The sequence below is a fragment of the Alcaligenes sp. EGD-AK7 genome (genome assembly GCF_000465875.3).
Lineage (GTDB): Bacteria > Pseudomonadota > Gammaproteobacteria > Burkholderiales > Burkholderiaceae_B > Alcaligenes > Alcaligenes phenolicus.
The window spans coordinates 254,257-270,145 of record NZ_AVOG02000056.1; the positions used below are offsets into that span (position 1 = coordinate 254,257).

Below are 15,889 nucleotides of genomic sequence, written 5' to 3' on the forward strand. Positions count from 1 at the left end.
TTCAGGTATGTGTAAGCATATGGAGCAAGTTATCGCAATCGCAGGAGATTGGCTTTGAACAACTCGTTTTCCAAAGTCGCGATCTGGATGGTTATTGCGCTGGTGCTGTTTACTGTTTTCAAGCAGTTTGACGGCCGGCCACCAGCCACTGATGGCGTCACTTACACACAATTCATGAATGATGCCCGCTCCGGCCGCATCAGCAAGGTGGATATTCAGGGCGATACCCTGCATGTCACGCCGGATTCTGGCCGCAGCTACTCGCTGACGTCCCCCGGTGACCTGTGGATGGTGCCTGAACTGGTGAAATCCGGTGTGCAGGTATCGGGTAAAGCCCGTGAAGAGCCTTCCTTCCTGACCAGCCTGTTCATCTCCTGGTTCCCCATGTTGCTCCTGATTGGCGTGTGGGTGTTCTTCATGCGTCAGATGCAAGGTGGCGGCAAGGGCGGGGCATTCAGCTTCGGTAAATCCCGTGCACGTTTGCTGGACGAGAACTCCAACCCTGTTACCTTTGCGGACGTGGCCGGTTGCGACGAAGCCAAGGAAGACGTACAGGAACTGGTGGACTTTCTGCGCGACCCAAGCCGCTTCCAGCGTCTGGGTGGCCGCATTCCACGCGGTATCCTGATGGTTGGCTCGCCGGGTACAGGTAAGACCCTGTTGGCTCGTGCCATTGCTGGCGAAGCCAAAGTGCCTTTCTTCAGCATTTCCGGTTCCGACTTCGTCGAAATGTTTGTGGGTGTGGGTGCTTCCCGCGTTCGCGACATGTTCGAGACCGCCAAGAAGCAATCGCCTTGCATCATCTTTATCGACGAAATCGACGCCGTGGGCCGCCAGCGTGGCGCAGGCCTTGGCGGTGGTAACGACGAACGTGAACAGACACTGAACCAGTTGCTGGTCGAGATGGACGGTTTTGAAACCGGCCAAGGCGTACTGGTCATTGCTGCAACCAACCGTCCTGACGTACTGGACCCCGCTTTGCTGCGTCCTGGCCGTTTTGACCGTCAAGTGGTTGTTGGCCTGCCTGACATCCGTGGTCGTGAGCAGATTCTGAAAGTGCACATGCGCAAAGTGCCTTTGGCTCCCAACGTGGACGCTGTGGTGCTGGCTCGTGGTACTCCCGGTTTCTCCGGTGCTGATCTGGCCAACCTGGTCAACGAAGCCGCTTTGTTCGCTGCGCGCCGTAATGGTCGCACCGTGGATATGCAGGACTTCGAGCGCGCCAAGGACAAGATCATCATGGGTGCAGAACGTCGCACCATGATCATGCCCGAGGAAGAGCGTCGCAACACCGCTTACCACGAAGCCGGTCACGCCTTGGTAGCTTGCATGCTGCCCAAGACGGACCCGGTTCACAAAGTCACCATCATTCCTCGTGGTCGTGCGTTGGGTGTCACCATGCAGTTGCCGGAAGGCGATCGCTACAGCATGGACAAAGAGCGCCTGTTGAACATGATCGCCGTGCTGTTCGGTGGTCGTATCGCTGAAGAAGTGTTCATGAATCAAATGACCACGGGTGCATCGAACGACTTTGAACGTGCCACGCAAATTGCGCGTGACATCGTGACTCGCTACGGCATGACAGACTCCCTGGGGCCTGTTGTGTACGCCGAGAACGAAGGCGAAGTGTTCCTGGGTCGCAGCGTCACCAAAACCACGCATGTGTCCGAAGCCACCATGCAGAAAGTGGACTTCGAAATCCGCAAGATTATCGACGAGCAGTACGCGGTTGCCCGCAAGCTGATCGAAGACAATATGGACAAGATGCATGCCATGGCCAAGGCCTTGCTGGAGTGGGAAACCATTGATGCCGACCAGATCGACGACATCATGAAAGGTTTGCCACCACGGGCTCCACACGTGCCCAACAGCAATGACAACACACCCTCCGATGGCTCCACGCCACCAGCCGCTGGTCCTCGCCCAGCTGATGACAAGGGTGCCGCGGCGACAACGCCGGTTGCTTAACTTACAACATAGGCCATGCCTATTTCATGAATTACCCTGAGTGGTCTTGTGGGCGCTTCCAGTTTGGGCTGGAGCGCCCTTTGGTTATGGGGATTGTGAATGTCACCCCAGACTCCTTTTATGACGGCAATGCACACAATGATTTGCCTCGGGCGCTGGACCACGCCCGTCAATTAATCGCCGAAGGCGCAGACATTCTGGATATTGGTGGCGAGTCGACTCGTCCCGGTGCCGAACCCGTTTCCCTGGAACAAGAGCTTGAGCGTGTCATTCCCCTGATCGAGGGCTTGCGCGACAGCGGTGTGGCCTTGTCGGTGGATACGTTCAAGCCTGAGGTCATGCGCGCCAGCCTGGCGGCCGGTGCAGACATGATCAATGACATCTATGCCTTGCGCATGCCCGGTGCCATCGAGGCCGTCAAGGACTCCAATTGCGGACTGTGCATCATGCACATGCAAGGTGAGCCCAGGACCATGCAAGAGCAGGTTCACTACGATGATGTGGTCGTTGATGTGCGTCATTTTTTGCAACAACGATGTGACGCCATAGTGAGCGCAGGCATTCAATCCGAGCGTATCATGCTGGATCCCGGCTTTGGCTTCGGTAAAACAGCGGCACATAATTATCAGTTGCTACGGGATTTGCAGCAGGCGGCAGTGCCTGGTTACCCCTGGTTGATCGGCTTGTCGCGCAAATCCATGATTGGCCATGTCACGGGGAAACCCGCCAGTGAGCGTTTGATTGGTAGTCTATCGGCAGCCCTTGCCTGCGTGGCACGGGGCGCAAAAATTGTCCGTGTCCATGATGTAGCCGCCACGCGCGAAGCGCTGGATGTGTGGAACGCGGTTGAATGTGGAGTCTCTGAATGAGCGATCGTAAGTATTTCGGCACCGATGGTGTCCGCGGTGAAGTAGGTGGCCCAACGATTAACCCCGAGTTCGCTTTGCGCCTGGGTTACGCTGCCGGGCAGGTTCTGGCTGCCCAGTATGAAGGTACAGGCCGCCCCACCGTGGTGATTGGCAAGGACACCCGAATTTCTGGCTACATGCTGGAATCGGCGCTGGAAGCCGGTTTGTCGGCCGCCGGGATCGATGTATTGCTGGCTGGCCCTGTGCCTACGCCCGCTGTGGCCTATTTGACGCGTACGCTGCGCCTGACGGCCGGTATCGTGATCTCTGCCTCGCACAACCCGTATTACGACAACGGTATCAAGTTCTTTTCCGCACAGGGCACCAAGCTGCCTGACGAGATCGAGCTGAAAATCGAGCAAGCCATTGACCAGCCCATGCACTGGGTGAAGTCCGAGTCCCTGGGCCGCGCCCGTCGTCTGGCTGACTCGGCTGGCCGTTATATTGAATTTTGCAAGAGTGCCTTCCCGAACGACTTGAACCTGAACGGGCTCAAGATTGTTGTGGATGCCGCTCATGGCGCGGCTTACAACATCGCTCCGCACGTGTTCCGCGAGTTGGGTGCCGAAGTGGTTGCCGTGGGTGTTCAACCTGATGGGTTCAACATCAATCAGGAAGTGGGCGCGACTTATCCCGAGAAGCTGGCCGAAGAAGTACGCAAGCACGGCGCAGATTTGGGTATTGCGTTGGATGGTGACGCAGACCGTCTGCAAATGGTCGATTCCCAGGGACGCATCTACAATGGCGACGAACTATTGTATCTAATTGTTGCTGATCATCTGCAGACCCAGCCTGTAAAAGGCGTGGTTGGCACGCTGATGACCAACCTGGGTTTCGAGAAGAAAATGCAGGAATTGGGCGTGGAGTTTGCTCGAGCCAAAGTGGGCGACCGCTACGTGCTGGAATTGATGCAGCAAAACGGCTGGGTGTTCGGTGGCGAAAGCTCCGGTCACCTACTGTGCCTGGACTGGCACACCACAGGCGATGGTATTATTGCCGCCCTGCAAGTGCTGACCGCCCTGTGCCATAGCGGCAAGAGCCTGCCAGAACTGATGGAAGGCCTGAAGATGTACCCGCAAATTATGGTTAACGTGCCATTGCAAGCGGGCCAGGACTGGAAAAACCATGCGGGTTTGCAACAGGCAACCCGTGAAGTGGAGCAAATGTTGGGTGACCGTGGGCGAGTGCTTATTCGTGCATCAGGTACAGAACCCAAGCTGCGCTTGATGGTGGAAGCAGAACAAGCCGATCTGGCTCAAGCAGGCATCGATACCTTGCTTGCAGTGGATTTAATGAAATAGTAATGTGGCTATCAAATACCTGAAACATTGTTTGTGCATGATGCACGAAAGTGTTTGGAGTCATCACGATGCTAAATCTTGAGCGCGAACGTACTGAAGTGGATTGGGCGAATACTTGGGCAGGTCATACCGTTGGAGGCCTGGCCTTGCGCCTGGCTCGTACCCAGGCTGAGCTTGAATGTCTTCAGCGCTTGCGTTTTCAGGTTTTCACCCAGGAAATGAACGCCGTCTTTCCAGACCAGCACAATGGTCTGGATATAGACCGCTTCGACCCCTGGTGCGAGCATTTCATGGTTACCGAACCCGAAGAAAACCGGGTTGTAGGAACCTACCGCTTGCTGACCCCTGAAAATGCCAATAAAGCGGGCGGCTATTATTCAGAGTCCGAATTCGATATCAGTGCCCTGGATGCGCTGCGCCCCAGCCTGGTTGAGGTTGGGCGCTCCTGCATCCATCCCGACTACCGTAATGGCTCGGCCATCATGATGCTGTGGGGTGGTATTGCTGCCCTGACGCGTGTAGGTGGTTACCGTTACCTTCTGGGTTGTGCCAGTGTCAGTTTGCGTGATGATGGCGTCACCGCCGCCGAAGTCTGGCGTGTGGCCCAAAAATCCATGCAGGACAACAAGCACATTCCGCATGTGCAGCCCTTGAATCGCTATCCGGTTGAACGACTGAACAGCGATTTGCCAGCGCGCATTCCACCGCTGATCAAAGGCTACCTGAAGCTGGGGGCCACGATTTGTGGGGAGCCTGCCTGGGATCCGGACTTCAATACGGCAGACTTTCCTGTCCTGCTGGATCTGGAAGCCATGGACGAGCGCTATAAACGTCACTTTGGCCTGGTCTGATTGCGTACTGCTCAGGCCTGAACAAGTCGGGCCTGAATAGGGCCTGCGAATAAAAAGAACCCCCGAAAGTTGGATGGCAATCCAACTTTCGGGGGTTTTTTAGGTTCTGATTATCTGCTTGGCTTGGCCCACCACCTAGCCGCTACAGGTCCAGCAGGCCTCGTCAGACCAGCTCCAGGCTCAGATCATTGATATCGCTTTGCCAAGCCTGTACTTCAGCCAGCAAGGAGGCCTGGGACAGGGGATGGCTGGCCATCCATTCGTGATCCAGATGAATCATGACGGTCTTGCCACGCGCTTGCAGGCTCAGCGGAAGGGTTTCCCTGTCCTCGCGACGGCGCATCAGCATGACGGCCAGACGCAGGCTCAGCAATGTCAGCCACCAGGCGTTATTGGACTCAAAGCGCTTGAGTTTACCCAGCTTGCCCTGGTGACCCAGGCTCAGGAAGCTCAACAAGGCTTGGTCGTCGTTGGAAAAGCCGGGCATATCGGCATGTTCCAGCACGTAGGCCGTGTGCTTGTGGTAATCCGCGTGTGCAATGCTCAGGCCCACTTCATGAAGATCGGCAGCCCAGCCCAATTGACGCTGCAGTTCCTGCACTTCAGGGGTGTCGGGCAGCTTCAGTTGTGCGAAGAACTTCATCGCCGCCTCGTGCACACGATGGGCCTGGCGTGTGTCGACCTGATAGCGCTTCATCATTTGCTGAACGGTCTGGTCACGCTGATCGTGTTCCGATTCGCGCCCCAGCATGTCGTAGAGCACACCCACACGCAGTGCGCCTTCACCAGGCAGCATCTGGCGAATCTTCAGCTCCTGGAAGGCGGCCATCATAATGGCCAGACCTGCCGCCAGCACGGGCGCGCGGTGTGGTTTGATGCCGCTCAGATTGCGTGTGTCCACCTTGCCATCGTGCACCAGGCGTTTGCGCAGCAACTCCATGCCTTCCAGGGTAATCCCCTTTTTGGACATGCCGTTCTCTTGCAGGATGGCGATCAGGCCCTTGGCGGTTCCGGAGGAGCCATACGCTTCCTGCCAGCCCGTTTTGCGGTATTGGCGCGTAATTCCTTCCAGTTCGCGACGAGCCGTCAGGATCGCATTGCTCATGCGCTCTTCGGTGATCACGCCATCGGAGAAGAATTTGTCGGTATAGCTGACACAGCCCATGTAGAGCGAGGACAGCAGCAGAGGTTTGAGGCCCTTGCCAATAATGACTTCGGTCGAACCGCCGCCGATGTCGATCATCAGACGGCGATTGGGGGAGGGGGGCAGCTCGTTGCTGATTCCGGAGAAAATCAGGCGGGCTTCCTCGTGGCCGGAGATGACCTCGATAGGAAAGCCAAAGGCTGCCTCGGCAGCCGGCAGAACCTCGCTTAAATTGCGTGCCACCCGAAAGGTATTGGTGGCTACAGCGCGAACGCGATTGGGGTGAAAACCGGCCAGACGTTCGTTGAAGCGTTTCAGAATGACTACGGCGCGTTCAATGGCATCGGGACTGATGTATTTGTCGGGACCCATGCCAGCGGCGAGTCGGACGGATTCATTCAGGCGGTCAATGGTGTAGATCTGGGCATGACCGTTGTGCTGAACCACTCGTCCAATGGATAAACGAAAGCTGTTGGAGCCCAGGTCCACAGCGGCAAGAAGTTGTTCCATGAGGCATCGCTCGGGATGATTACTGTGCGATTATAAGGACATTAATCATGGGTTTTGTTACATAAACCGGAAAATTAAGAAAAGTTAGACGAAAGCATCTTGGGAACGGCTACGGGATATTTGCGCTCCTGCCAGGCAGAGCTGTTTTAGACTTGAATTGCTACGGGTCATAGAGCTGTAACATTCATGTAGTAAAAGTCTCACGATCCCATTTTCTTTGGCTTTTTAACGACCTCACCATGCTGCCTTCTCCAGATTCAACCTTGCTAAACCGTGAGTTGTCCTTGCTCAAGTTCAATGAGCGAGTGCTGGCCATGGCCGAAAATTCGACCACGCCTTTGCTGGAGCGCTTGCGCTACATCTGTATCGTGAGTTCTAACCTGGATGAATTCTTTGAAATTCGTATTTCCAGTCTGAAAGAACAGATCTTGCAAAATCCTCATCAAGTGGGGGATGACGGGTTTTTGCCTCAACAAGCGTTTGACAAGGTGCAGGCTGCGGCTCACCAGTTGGTCGAGAAACAAAACGACTTGCTGATGGACGAGGTCTTGCCGACCTTGATGGATGAAGGCATAGGGTTGCTGCTGACCGCGCTATGGACACCTGCTCAGCGTGAGTGGGCGTATCAAACCTTTTTGCGTGACGTTATGCCTTTGCTCACGCCTATTGGTCTGGACCCGGCGCATCCCTTTCCGCGCGTCTACAACAAAAGCCTGAACTACATTGTGGAGTTGAGCGGTGAAGATGCCTTCGCCCGCACCGGCACGATTGCCATTGTGCAGGCACCCCGTGCCTTGCCACGCGTGATTCGTGTGCCAGACGATATCGCCGGCATTCCCCAGGGCTATATGCTGCTGACTTCCCTGATCAGCGTTTTTGTGGGCGAGCTTTTTCCCGGCATGGACGTAAAGGGCTGCTATCAGTGGCGCGTTACCCGCAACAGTGATCTGTTTGTGGACGAGGAAGAAGTCACCAACTTGCGCGCCGCCTTGCAGGGCGAGCTGTCGCAACGTAACTTTGGTGCGGCCGTACGCCTGGAAATTGACCGTTCCATGCCCGAGCGCCTGGAGCGCTTTTTGCAAAGCGAGTTTTCGCTGGATGTGCCAGATACTTATCGCGTCAGCGGCCCGGTCAATCTGACGCGCCTGATGCAGCTGTGTAATGTGCCTGACCGTCCGGATCTTCTGTTCCCGGATTACCGTGCGCCTATTCCGGCGCCGTTTGATTCTTCATTTGAATCCCCCGCACAGTTTTTTGAGGCGATTTCCCGCAAAGACCAACTGCTGCACCATCCGTATCAGTCCTTCCAGCCCGTCTTGAGCTTCTTGCGTGCCGCAGCGGCGGACCCGGCCGTCGTCGGTATCAAGCAGACGATTTACCGTACTGGTGAAGATTCGGAGTTGATGAATATCCTCCTGTCGGCGGCGCGTGCTGGCAAAGAGGTAACGGTGGTGGTGGAGCTGATGGCTCGTTTTGATGAGCAGACCAATATCAATTGGGCCGCCAAGCTGGAAGAGGTGGGAGCACACGTCAGTTACGGGGTGGTGGGGCACAAGACCCACGCCAAGATGGCCCTGGTGCTGCGTCGTGAAGGGGGTTCGATCCGGCGTTATGGCCATTTGGGTACGGGTAACTATCACCCGCGCACTGCTCGCCTGTACACGGACTTTGGCCTGATTACCGCTAATCAGGAAATTTGCGAGGACATGGACAAGGTGTTTTCCATGCTGACCGGGCTGGGTGCTTGGCGGCCCCTGAAGCGCTTGCTGCAGTCGCCGTTCACCTTGCATGACAGCATGATGGATCGCATCCAGGCGGAAACCGAGCGCGCACTGGCAGGCAAGAAAGCCCGCATCATGGCCAAGATGAACTCCCTGCTGGAGCCCAAGATCATTCAGGCGCTTTACGATGCCAGCCAGGCCGGAGTCAGGGTAGACCTGATCGTGCGTGGTGCTTGCGCCTTGCGTCCGGGGGTCAAGGGTTTGTCGGAGAACATCCAGGTGCGTTCAATCATCGGACGCTTTCTGGAGCACTCGCGTGTTTTCTATTTCTACAATGGCGGTCAGGAAGAGGTCTTTATTTCCTCGGCCGACTGGATGGACCGCAACTTCTTCCGCCGCGTGGAGCTGGGTGTGCCAGTGCTGGACCGCAGCCTGAAAAAGCGGGTTATTGCCGAAGCCTTCACTTATGCCTTGCGTGACAACCAGTTGTCCTGGAAGGCCAATCCGGATGGCACTTATAACCGCATCCGCAGTCGCGGTGCCCCGTTCAATCTGCATCTGAGCATGATGCAGCGCTTGGGCGGTGTGTGAAATACAGACTGTCATGAACGTGTCATATAGTCTGTTTACTATGACGACACATACAGGGTGGGCCTGTGATCTGACTATCATCAAGAGGATTTCTCGATGTTAAAACGTGTATTCAACAAGGTAAGTATTGCTCTGGCGTTCAGCGCTTTTGCGGCTACTGCCACAGCTGCAGACGTAACCGGTGCTGGTGCGTCGTTCCCTTACCCAATCTATGCCAAATGGGCGGCTGAATACGCCAAACAAACGAATAACCGCGTCAACTACCAGTCGATTGGTTCGGGTGGTGGTCAGCAGCAGATTATTGCCAAGACCGTGGATTTCGGTGCTTCGGACGACCCAATGAAGGTCGAAACACTGGAAAAAGAAAACCTGTTGCAGTTCCCCGCCGTGATCGGTGGTGTGGTGCCTGTGATCAACGTCGAAGGCATTGAGCCTGGCAAGCTGAAACTGTCCGGTAAAGTACTGGGCGACATCTACCTGGCCAAGATCACCAAGTGGGACGATGCAGCCATCAAGGAACTGAATCCCGATTTGACCTTGCCTAACAAGGACATCGTGGTGGTTCACCGCTCCGACGGTTCGGGCACCACTTTCGGTTGGACCAACTACCTGTCCAAAGTGTCCCCGGACTGGAAGTCCCAGGTTGGTGAAGGCAAGGCTGTGAAGTGGCCTACCGGTCAAGGTGGTAAGGGTAACGAAGGCGTGGCTGCTTACGTACGCCAGCTGCAGAACTCGATCGGCTACGTTGAATACGCTTACGCCAAGCAAAACAAACTGTCCTGGACCCAGTTGCAGAACAAGGACGGCCAATTTGTCCAGCCTGGTCAGGAAAGCTTTGCAGCCGCCGCTGCCAATGCAGACTGGGCCGGTACGCCTGGCATGGGTGTGATTCTGACCGAAGAGCCTGGCGCAAAATCCTGGCCTATCACTTCGGCTACCTTCATCCTGATGCACAAGGTGCAGGACAAGCCCGAGAACGGTAAAGAGGTGCTGAACTTCTTTAACTGGGCCTTCGAGAACGGTGCCAAATCTGCTGAAGAGCTGGATTACGTTGCGTTGCCTAAGGACGTAACCGACCAGATCAAGGCGGCCTGGGCATCGGAGATCAAGACCAAAGACGGCGCTGCGGTCTGGAAGTAAGATTCGTGTTCAAATACAGGTCAGTTGTAAATTGATCCTGCGAGACGGCCCACCTCTAGGTGGTGCCGTCTTTATTATGTAAAAATTACGGTTTTGTCTTGAACGCACAGCGCGTAGCGTTATCCGGTTTGTTGGGCTGGAGCAGCCTTGGCTGTTACAGAATCTGTGAATCGGTTGCAGTGCGTTCGTCCTATTCCGGCCTGTCCCTTCATCTGTCTACATGAAATCAAATCAGAACGCCTTTATGGACGGCATTTTCAAGAACATGACACGCTCGTTTGCGTTTCTCGTGTTCATATTGCTGGCTGCCATCTCTATTTCCCTGATCTATGGAAGCCGGGAATCCATTGCCGAATACGGTTTCTCTTTTCTCTGGACGAATAACTGGGATCCGGTCAATAACGAATATGGCGCATTGGTGCCCATTGCCGGTACCTTGCTGACTTCTTTCATCGCACTCTGTATTGCCGTGCCGGTCTCGTTTGGCATTGCGATGTTCCTGACAGAGCTCTCGCCAGCCTGGTTGCGTCGCCCTCTGGGTACGGCCATTGAAATGCTGGCTGCGATTCCCTCCATTATTTACGGTATGTGGGGCCTGTTTGTCTTTGTGCCCCTGTTCCAGCGCTATGTACAGCCTGGCCTGATCTCCTTTTTTGACGGGGTGCCAGTGCTGGGTCAGATCTTTGCGGGCCCCCCCTTCGGGATTGGTGTCTTTACCGCCGGTCTGATTCTGTCCATTATGGTGATCCCCTTCATTACCGCCGTGATGCGCGACGTGTTCGAGTTGGTGCCTCCCATGCTCAAGGAGTCCGCTTATGGTCTGGGTAGCACGACCTGGGAAGTGATGTGGCGTGTGGTGCTGCCTTTCACCAAGAACGGGGTGATTGGCGGGATCATGTTGGGTCTGGGACGCGCGCTGGGTGAAACCATGGCTGTCACCTTTGTGATTGGTAACTCCTTTAACTTGCCAAGCTCGCTGTTTTCGCCCTCGAACTCGATTGCGTCTGCACTGGCCAACGAGTTTAACGAAGCCGGTGGCATGCAGAAATCCGCCTTGCTGGAGCTGGGTCTGATCCTGTTCCTGATCACCACGGTTGTATTGGCGATCTCCAAGTTGCTCTTGTTGCGTCTGGCCAAGAACGAAGGCACGTCGCGCTAAGGATCACCTACCATGTTTGATAAAAAATCCGCAATTAGTCTGAGCAACCCGATTTACAAACGCAGGCAGGTGTTTAACCGCCTGATGCTGGGTGTGTCTTTTACTGCCTTGATCTTCGGCCTGTTCTGGCTGTTCTGGATCATCTGGACCCTGATTGAAAAGGGCAGCAGTGCCATGGCCTGGTCCCTGTTGTTTGAAAGCACCCCGCCTCCTGGTGGTGAGGGTGGTTTGCTGAACGCCATTGTCGGCAGTGTCATGATGGCTGGCGTCGGTACTCTGATAGGCACACCTATCGGCATTCTGGCCGGCACCTATCTGGCCGAATACGGTCAGCGCGGCTGGCTGGCTCCGGCCACCCGCTTTTTGAACGACGTGCTGTTGTCGGCACCGTCCATCATTATTGGTCTGTTCATCTATGCCGTATACGTGGCACAGGTGGGGCACTACTCGGGTTGGGCCGGTTCCTTGGCTTTGGCTATTTTGGTGATCCCCGTGGTGGTACGTTCCACAGACAATATGTTGATGCTGGTTCCCAACGGTCTGCGCGAAGCCGCGGCGGCTCTGGGCTGCCCCAAGTGGAAGATTGTGATGTCCATCTCCTACCGTGCTGCCTTGCCCGGTATTGTGACGGGCGTTCTGCTGGCTGTGGCTCGTATTGCGGGTGAAACGGCTCCCTTGTTGTTCACCGCCTTGAACAACCAGTTCATGTCCCTGAACATGAACGCACCGCTGGCCAACTTGCCGGTGGTGATTTTCCAATATGCTGCCAGCCCCTTTGAGGACTGGAACCGTCTGGCCTGGGCAGGTGCGGTGCTGATTACCTTGCTGGTCTTGGGTATCAATATCCTGGCTCGCAGCCTTTTCCGCCAAAAATAACGTTTTCACGGAGCGCCCTAGTCGGCCAACGCTATGAGTCAAATTATTACCTCCGACGAATCGACCAAGATTGAAATCCGCAACCTGAATTTCTTCTATGGCAAATTCCATGCCCTGCGCAATGTGAACATGTCTATCAAGGAAAAGAAGGTCACGGCCTTTATCGGACCATCCGGTTGCGGTAAATCCACCTTGCTGCGCACGCTGAACCGCATGTACGAGCTGTACCCCGGCCAGCGCGCTGAAGGTGAAATCCTGCTGGACAATGAAAACCTGCTGACGTCCAAGCAGGATATTTCCCTGATCCGCGCCAAAGTGGGCATGGTGTTCCAGAAGCCGACACCATTTCCCATGAGCATTTACGACAACGTGGCCTTTGGCGTGCGTTTGTTCGAGCGCCTGAGCAAAGGCGAAATGGACGAGCGTGTGGAATGGGCCTTGTCCAAAGCTGCGCTGTGGAACGAAGTGAAAGACAAGCTGCACCAAAGCGGTAACGGCCTGTCCGGTGGTCAGCAACAGCGTCTGTGTATTGCCCGTGGTGTGGCGATCAAACCCGAAGTTCTGCTGCTGGACGAGCCTTGCTCGGCACTGGACCCGATTTCCACGGCCAAGATTGAAGAGCTGATTGCTGAACTGAAAGCGGATTACACCGTGGTTATCGTGACCCACAACATGCAGCAAGCTGCTCGTTGCTCGGATTACACTGCCTATATGTATCTGGGCGAGTTGATGGAATTTGGTGAAACTGACCAGATCTTCGTGAAGCCCGCTCGCAAGGAAACCGAAGACTACATCACGGGTCGTTTCGGTTAATCAGACGGATGCGGGCAGAGCGGCCTTGCGGCGCTTTGCCTGGAGTTTGAATAAAGCCATACCCCCACATCGGGACAGTTGTTCCTGTGTGGCAACCACCCCAATCGCTGGATTTACGTCCAAGGGTTGGGGTGTTTTTTTGTCCATTGGGGCGGCGATGCGGTGTTGGCTCCAGTAAAGGGAGTAGCGACGGCCTTGTGTTGTGCGGGTGCCGCCTGCAGCTAGTGCCTTTACTGGCTCAATTTGCGTAAAGCATGACGTATGACTTTGCCGGTGGTTGTCATGGGCAGGGCATCGACAAACTCAATCAGCCGTGGGTACTCATGTGCAGCCACCCGGCGTTTGATGTGCTCCTGAATCTCCTTGACCAGTTCCTGGGACGGTTCGATATCCTCCTTCAGCACCACAAAAGCTTTCACGACTTCGGTGCGTTCGGGGTCGGGGACACCGATCACTGCCGCCATGGCGACAGCGGGATGCCCCATCAGGCCATCCTCAATCGGGCCGGGCCCAATGCGGTAGCCGGAGCTGGTGATGACATCATCATCGCGGCCTACGAACTGGATATAGCCATCCTCGTCCTGCATGCCTTTGTCGCCAGTCAGCAGCCAGTCACCCACAAATTTCTCGCGAGTGGCTTCAGGCCGTTGCCAGTAACCCAGGAACATAACCGGATCGGGGGACTGCACGGCAATATGGCCTTCGATACCGGGTTTCTGAATTTGCCCCTGGTCATCCACAATCGCGACCTTGTGACCAGGCACGGCCTTGCCGATCTTGCCCGCCTGTCCTGGAAACCAGGCCGAGCAAGAGGATACGATCATATTGCACTCGGTTTGTCCGTAGAACTCGTTGATCGTGATGCCCAGTTCCTGCTTCGCCCAATCCAGCAACTGTGCGCCTAGTGACTCCCCGCCACTGGCAATGGATTGCAGCTTCAAAGGCCATTGCTCGCGTGACCATTGGCTGCGACGCAGCATTTTCAGGGCAGTAGGGGGCAGGAAAGTATGCGTGACACCATGCTCGGACATCAGTTTCCAGGTGGCCTCGGCATCGAATTTGGGGAAACGGTAGGCCAGCACGGGTATGCCGTGATGCCAGGCGGGTAGCAGCACATCCAGCAGGCCGCCAATCCAGGCCCAGTCGGCGGGTGTCCACATCAGGCCTTCGCCTGTGGGCAGGAAGTTGTGCGACATCTCTACGCCCGGCAGATGCCCCAGCAGCACGCGGTGGGCATGTAGAGCACCTTTGGCCGAACCTGTGGTGCCGGAGGTATAGATCAGCACGGCAGGGTCGTCTGCGCGGGTATTCAATGTGCGCGGTGCCGGTTCGGGGTGGGCGGCAATGGCTTGCCATAAGGAAAGTGCATCGCCCTGATCCTGCTGGCTGTCACTTTGGTAAAGATGTTTGAGCTGTGGCAGGTGCTCGCGCAAGGGCAACACCGTCTCCAGGCCTTGTTGATCGGTAATCAAGGTGCTGGCGCCGGAATCATTCAGCCTGTAGCGCAGCGCGTCCGTGCCAAACAGGGTGAACAAGGGCATGGCAATGGCGCCAATCTTGTAGGTCGCCAAATGCGCCAGCGCCGTTTCCAGTCCTTGAGCCAGAAAGATGGCGATACGGTCGCCAGCCTGAATACCCTGGGCTTGCCAGGCAGCCGCTAAAGAATCGGACCAGGCTTTGAGCTGATCGAAGGTGTAGCGTTTGATCTGACCATCGGGCAATTGCTGGATCAGGGCCAGACGCCCGGACCCGTCAGCCCATTTGTCGCAGGTGTCGTGAGCGATGTTGTAGTGCTCGGGGATGGACCAGTGAAATTCCGAGTAGCTTTGTGAGTAAACCGAATCAGCAGACAGCATGAGAGGCACTTTTCCCAAAGGTGAAACAGACTCCCATCCTAACGCCTTGAGCGGGATGACCCTATCCGGGCTAATCAGTAGAAAAGAAAAACGGCGCTGGGGGGGCGCCGTTTTTCGTCCTGCTACCGACTTCTACTGCTAAAACAACTGCGTGTTGTCACTTCTACTGCTTGCGAACATCAACTGCTTAGGGGAAAGTGATGTGATGATCAGGACTTGGTGGCCTCTTTCGTGGCGCTGTCACGTTGTTGATCGTGACCGGAGCGGTGGCCGCGACGATGCTGACCGTCGTTCTTGCGCTCTACAACCGTGAACTCGCCATTGGCACCTTCGGAACGGACACGTACAACCTTGCCGTCCTTATCGACCACCATGGCCATGATGTTGTCGCCTCGCTGATGCAGGCTGCCCACTTTGGTGTAGCCGGCATCTTTCAGGCGCTGGTAGGCGGGACCGATATCGGTGACTTGATCAGCGGTCAGCGGTTTGTGGTCGCGGGCCTGACGGGCTTGTTGCTGCGTGCTCTGTGTTTGGGCTGCGCTTGTGGCTTCCTGTGCAATGGCAGCGGTGCCACCCAACAGACTTGCGCTCAATACCAGGGCAGAAAAGAGGGAAGTGCGTTTCATGTATAGCTCCTTCATGTAATCAAAAAGTGGTGCTGTCAGATTCCTGGGTAGCTTCCTTTTGAGGTGGGAAGGTTTGTTTGTCCTGTCAGCCTGGTGCCCATTATGGACAGGTGGCTCTGAATCTAAACTGAAGCTGCTGTTCATGTTATGTTCATCCGCAGCTTGCTATATAAGGGGGAGTGATCGTTTGATCCCTCTATTTTTCTGCACGTACCGATTCTTATGACGTCCATTAAACAATCCGCCTTGCTGATGAGTTTGGCCGCCGTTTTGACGGCGGTGATGCCATTGGCATTGGCCCATTCTCACGATTACCCTGACTGCGGCAGCAAAAAGCAGAAGGGGGATTCGTCGTGGGACAGGAATCAGCGTTCGGATTGGTCAGGACATGATTACCTCGGGGACGACGACTGTTTTCGTCGTTT

General features: G+C 55.6%; 13 protein-coding genes. 10 read left to right on the plus strand and 3 right to left on the minus strand.

Annotated elements, in window-relative coordinates; all coding sequences use genetic code 11:
* Positions 1-54: 54 nt before the first annotated feature.
* The 4 genes from ftsH (at position 55) to N879_RS16860 (ending at position 5,028) form a co-directional block, all read left to right on the plus strand.
* Complete coding sequence (gene ftsH, locus N879_RS16845; protein WP_009463092.1) at positions 55-1,968, plus strand: ATP-dependent zinc metalloprotease FtsH; 1,914 nt, start codon at positions 55-57, stop codon at positions 1,966-1,968.
* Between the two features lie 26 nt (positions 1,969-1,994).
* Positions 1,995-2,837, plus strand: a complete 843-nt coding sequence (gene folP, locus N879_RS16850; RefSeq protein WP_031232995.1) for a dihydropteroate synthase — start codon at positions 1,995-1,997, stop codon at positions 2,835-2,837.
* The gene (glmM, locus tag N879_RS16855; RefSeq protein WP_009463095.1) at positions 2,834-4,177 is read left to right on the plus strand and encodes a phosphoglucosamine mutase; all 1,344 of its coding nucleotides are present in this window, start codon (positions 2,834-2,836) and stop codon (positions 4,175-4,177) included. Before folP ends, glmM begins: the two co-directional genes overlap by 4 nt.
* A gap of 68 nt (positions 4,178-4,245) precedes the next feature.
* Complete coding sequence (locus tag N879_RS16860) at positions 4,246-5,028, plus strand: GNAT family N-acetyltransferase (RefSeq protein WP_009463097.1); 783 nt, start codon at positions 4,246-4,248, stop codon at positions 5,026-5,028.
* A 163-nt stretch (positions 5,029-5,191) separates the two neighbouring features.
* On the opposite strand, the gene N879_RS16865 is transcribed toward N879_RS16860, so the two are convergent.
* Positions 5,192-6,682, minus strand: coding sequence for a Ppx/GppA phosphatase family protein (locus N879_RS16865; protein WP_009463099.1), 1,491 nt, complete (start codon positions 6,680-6,682; stop codon positions 5,192-5,194).
* A 239-nt stretch (positions 6,683-6,921) separates the two neighbouring features.
* On the opposite strand from N879_RS16865, the gene ppk1 reads away from it, so the two are divergent.
* From ppk1 to pstB, 5 genes are all read left to right on the plus strand, one after another.
* Complete coding sequence (gene ppk1, locus N879_RS16870; protein WP_009463101.1) at positions 6,922-8,994, plus strand: polyphosphate kinase 1; 2,073 nt, start codon at positions 6,922-6,924, stop codon at positions 8,992-8,994.
* Between the two features lie 96 nt (positions 8,995-9,090).
* Positions 9,091-10,134, plus strand: coding sequence for a phosphate ABC transporter substrate-binding protein PstS (gene pstS / locus N879_RS16875; protein ID WP_022983497.1), 1,044 nt, complete (start codon positions 9,091-9,093; stop codon positions 10,132-10,134).
* A 220-nt stretch (positions 10,135-10,354) separates the two neighbouring features.
* The gene (gene pstC, locus N879_RS16880) at positions 10,355-11,293 is read left to right on the plus strand and encodes a phosphate ABC transporter permease subunit PstC (protein ID WP_026485253.1); all 939 of its coding nucleotides are present in this window, start codon (positions 10,355-10,357) and stop codon (positions 11,291-11,293) included.
* 12 nt (positions 11,294-11,305) lie between these two features.
* Positions 11,306-12,169: a phosphate ABC transporter permease PstA gene (gene pstA, locus N879_RS16885; protein WP_022983498.1), complete on the plus strand. Its 864-nt coding sequence runs from the start codon at positions 11,306-11,308 to the stop codon at positions 12,167-12,169.
* Positions 12,170-12,202: 33 nt separating this feature from the next.
* On the plus strand, positions 12,203-12,982 hold the full coding sequence (gene pstB / locus N879_RS16890) for a phosphate ABC transporter ATP-binding protein PstB (RefSeq protein ID WP_009463840.1): 780 nt from the start codon (positions 12,203-12,205) through the stop codon (positions 12,980-12,982).
* A gap of 230 nt (positions 12,983-13,212) precedes the next feature.
* On the opposite strand, the gene N879_RS16895 is transcribed toward pstB, so the two are convergent.
* Both N879_RS16895 and N879_RS16900 read right to left on the minus strand, forming a co-directional pair.
* On the minus strand, positions 13,213-14,838 hold the full coding sequence (locus N879_RS16895) for an acyl-CoA synthetase (protein ID WP_009463841.1): 1,626 nt from the start codon (positions 14,836-14,838) through the stop codon (positions 13,213-13,215).
* Positions 14,839-15,047: 209 nt separating this feature from the next.
* Positions 15,048-15,464: a hypothetical protein gene (locus N879_RS16900; protein ID WP_009463842.1), complete on the minus strand. Its 417-nt coding sequence runs from the start codon at positions 15,462-15,464 to the stop codon at positions 15,048-15,050.
* Between the two features lie 222 nt (positions 15,465-15,686).
* On the opposite strand from N879_RS16900, the gene N879_RS20820 reads away from it, so the two are divergent.
* Positions 15,687-15,889, plus strand: a 203-nt coding sequence (locus N879_RS20820; protein ID WP_235484331.1) for a hypothetical protein, incomplete at its 3' end; no start/stop codon positions are given.

Excerpts from the sequence above, each read along its gene's own strand:
- pstA (WP_022983498.1), top strand. The coding sequence starts at position 11,306 with ATGTTTGATAAAAAATCCGCAATTAGTCTGAGCAACCCGATTTACAAA.
- folP (WP_031232995.1), top strand. The coding sequence starts at position 1,995 with ATGAATTACCCTGAGTGGTCTTGTGGGCGCTTCCAGTTTGGGCTGGAG.
- N879_RS16895 (WP_009463841.1), bottom strand. The coding sequence starts at position 14,838 with ATGCTGTCTGCTGATTCGGTTTACTCACAAAGCTACTCGGAATTTCAC.
- N879_RS16900 (WP_009463842.1), bottom strand. The coding sequence starts at position 15,464 with ATGAAACGCACTTCCCTCTTTTCTGCCCTGGTATTGAGCGCAAGTCTG.
- glmM (WP_009463095.1), top strand. The coding sequence starts at position 2,834 with ATGAGCGATCGTAAGTATTTCGGCACCGATGGTGTCCGCGGTGAAGTA.
- ppk1 (WP_009463101.1), top strand. The coding sequence starts at position 6,922 with ATGCTGCCTTCTCCAGATTCAACCTTGCTAAACCGTGAGTTGTCCTTG.
- N879_RS16860 (WP_009463097.1), top strand. The coding sequence starts at position 4,246 with ATGCTAAATCTTGAGCGCGAACGTACTGAAGTGGATTGGGCGAATACT.
- N879_RS16865 (WP_009463099.1), bottom strand. The coding sequence starts at position 6,682 with ATGGAACAACTTCTTGCCGCTGTGGACCTGGGCTCCAACAGCTTTCGT.
- pstC (WP_026485253.1), top strand. The coding sequence starts at position 10,355 with ATGAAATCAAATCAGAACGCCTTTATGGACGGCATTTTCAAGAACATG.
- pstB (WP_009463840.1), top strand. The coding sequence starts at position 12,203 with ATGAGTCAAATTATTACCTCCGACGAATCGACCAAGATTGAAATCCGC.
- pstS (WP_022983497.1), top strand. The coding sequence starts at position 9,091 with ATGTTAAAACGTGTATTCAACAAGGTAAGTATTGCTCTGGCGTTCAGC.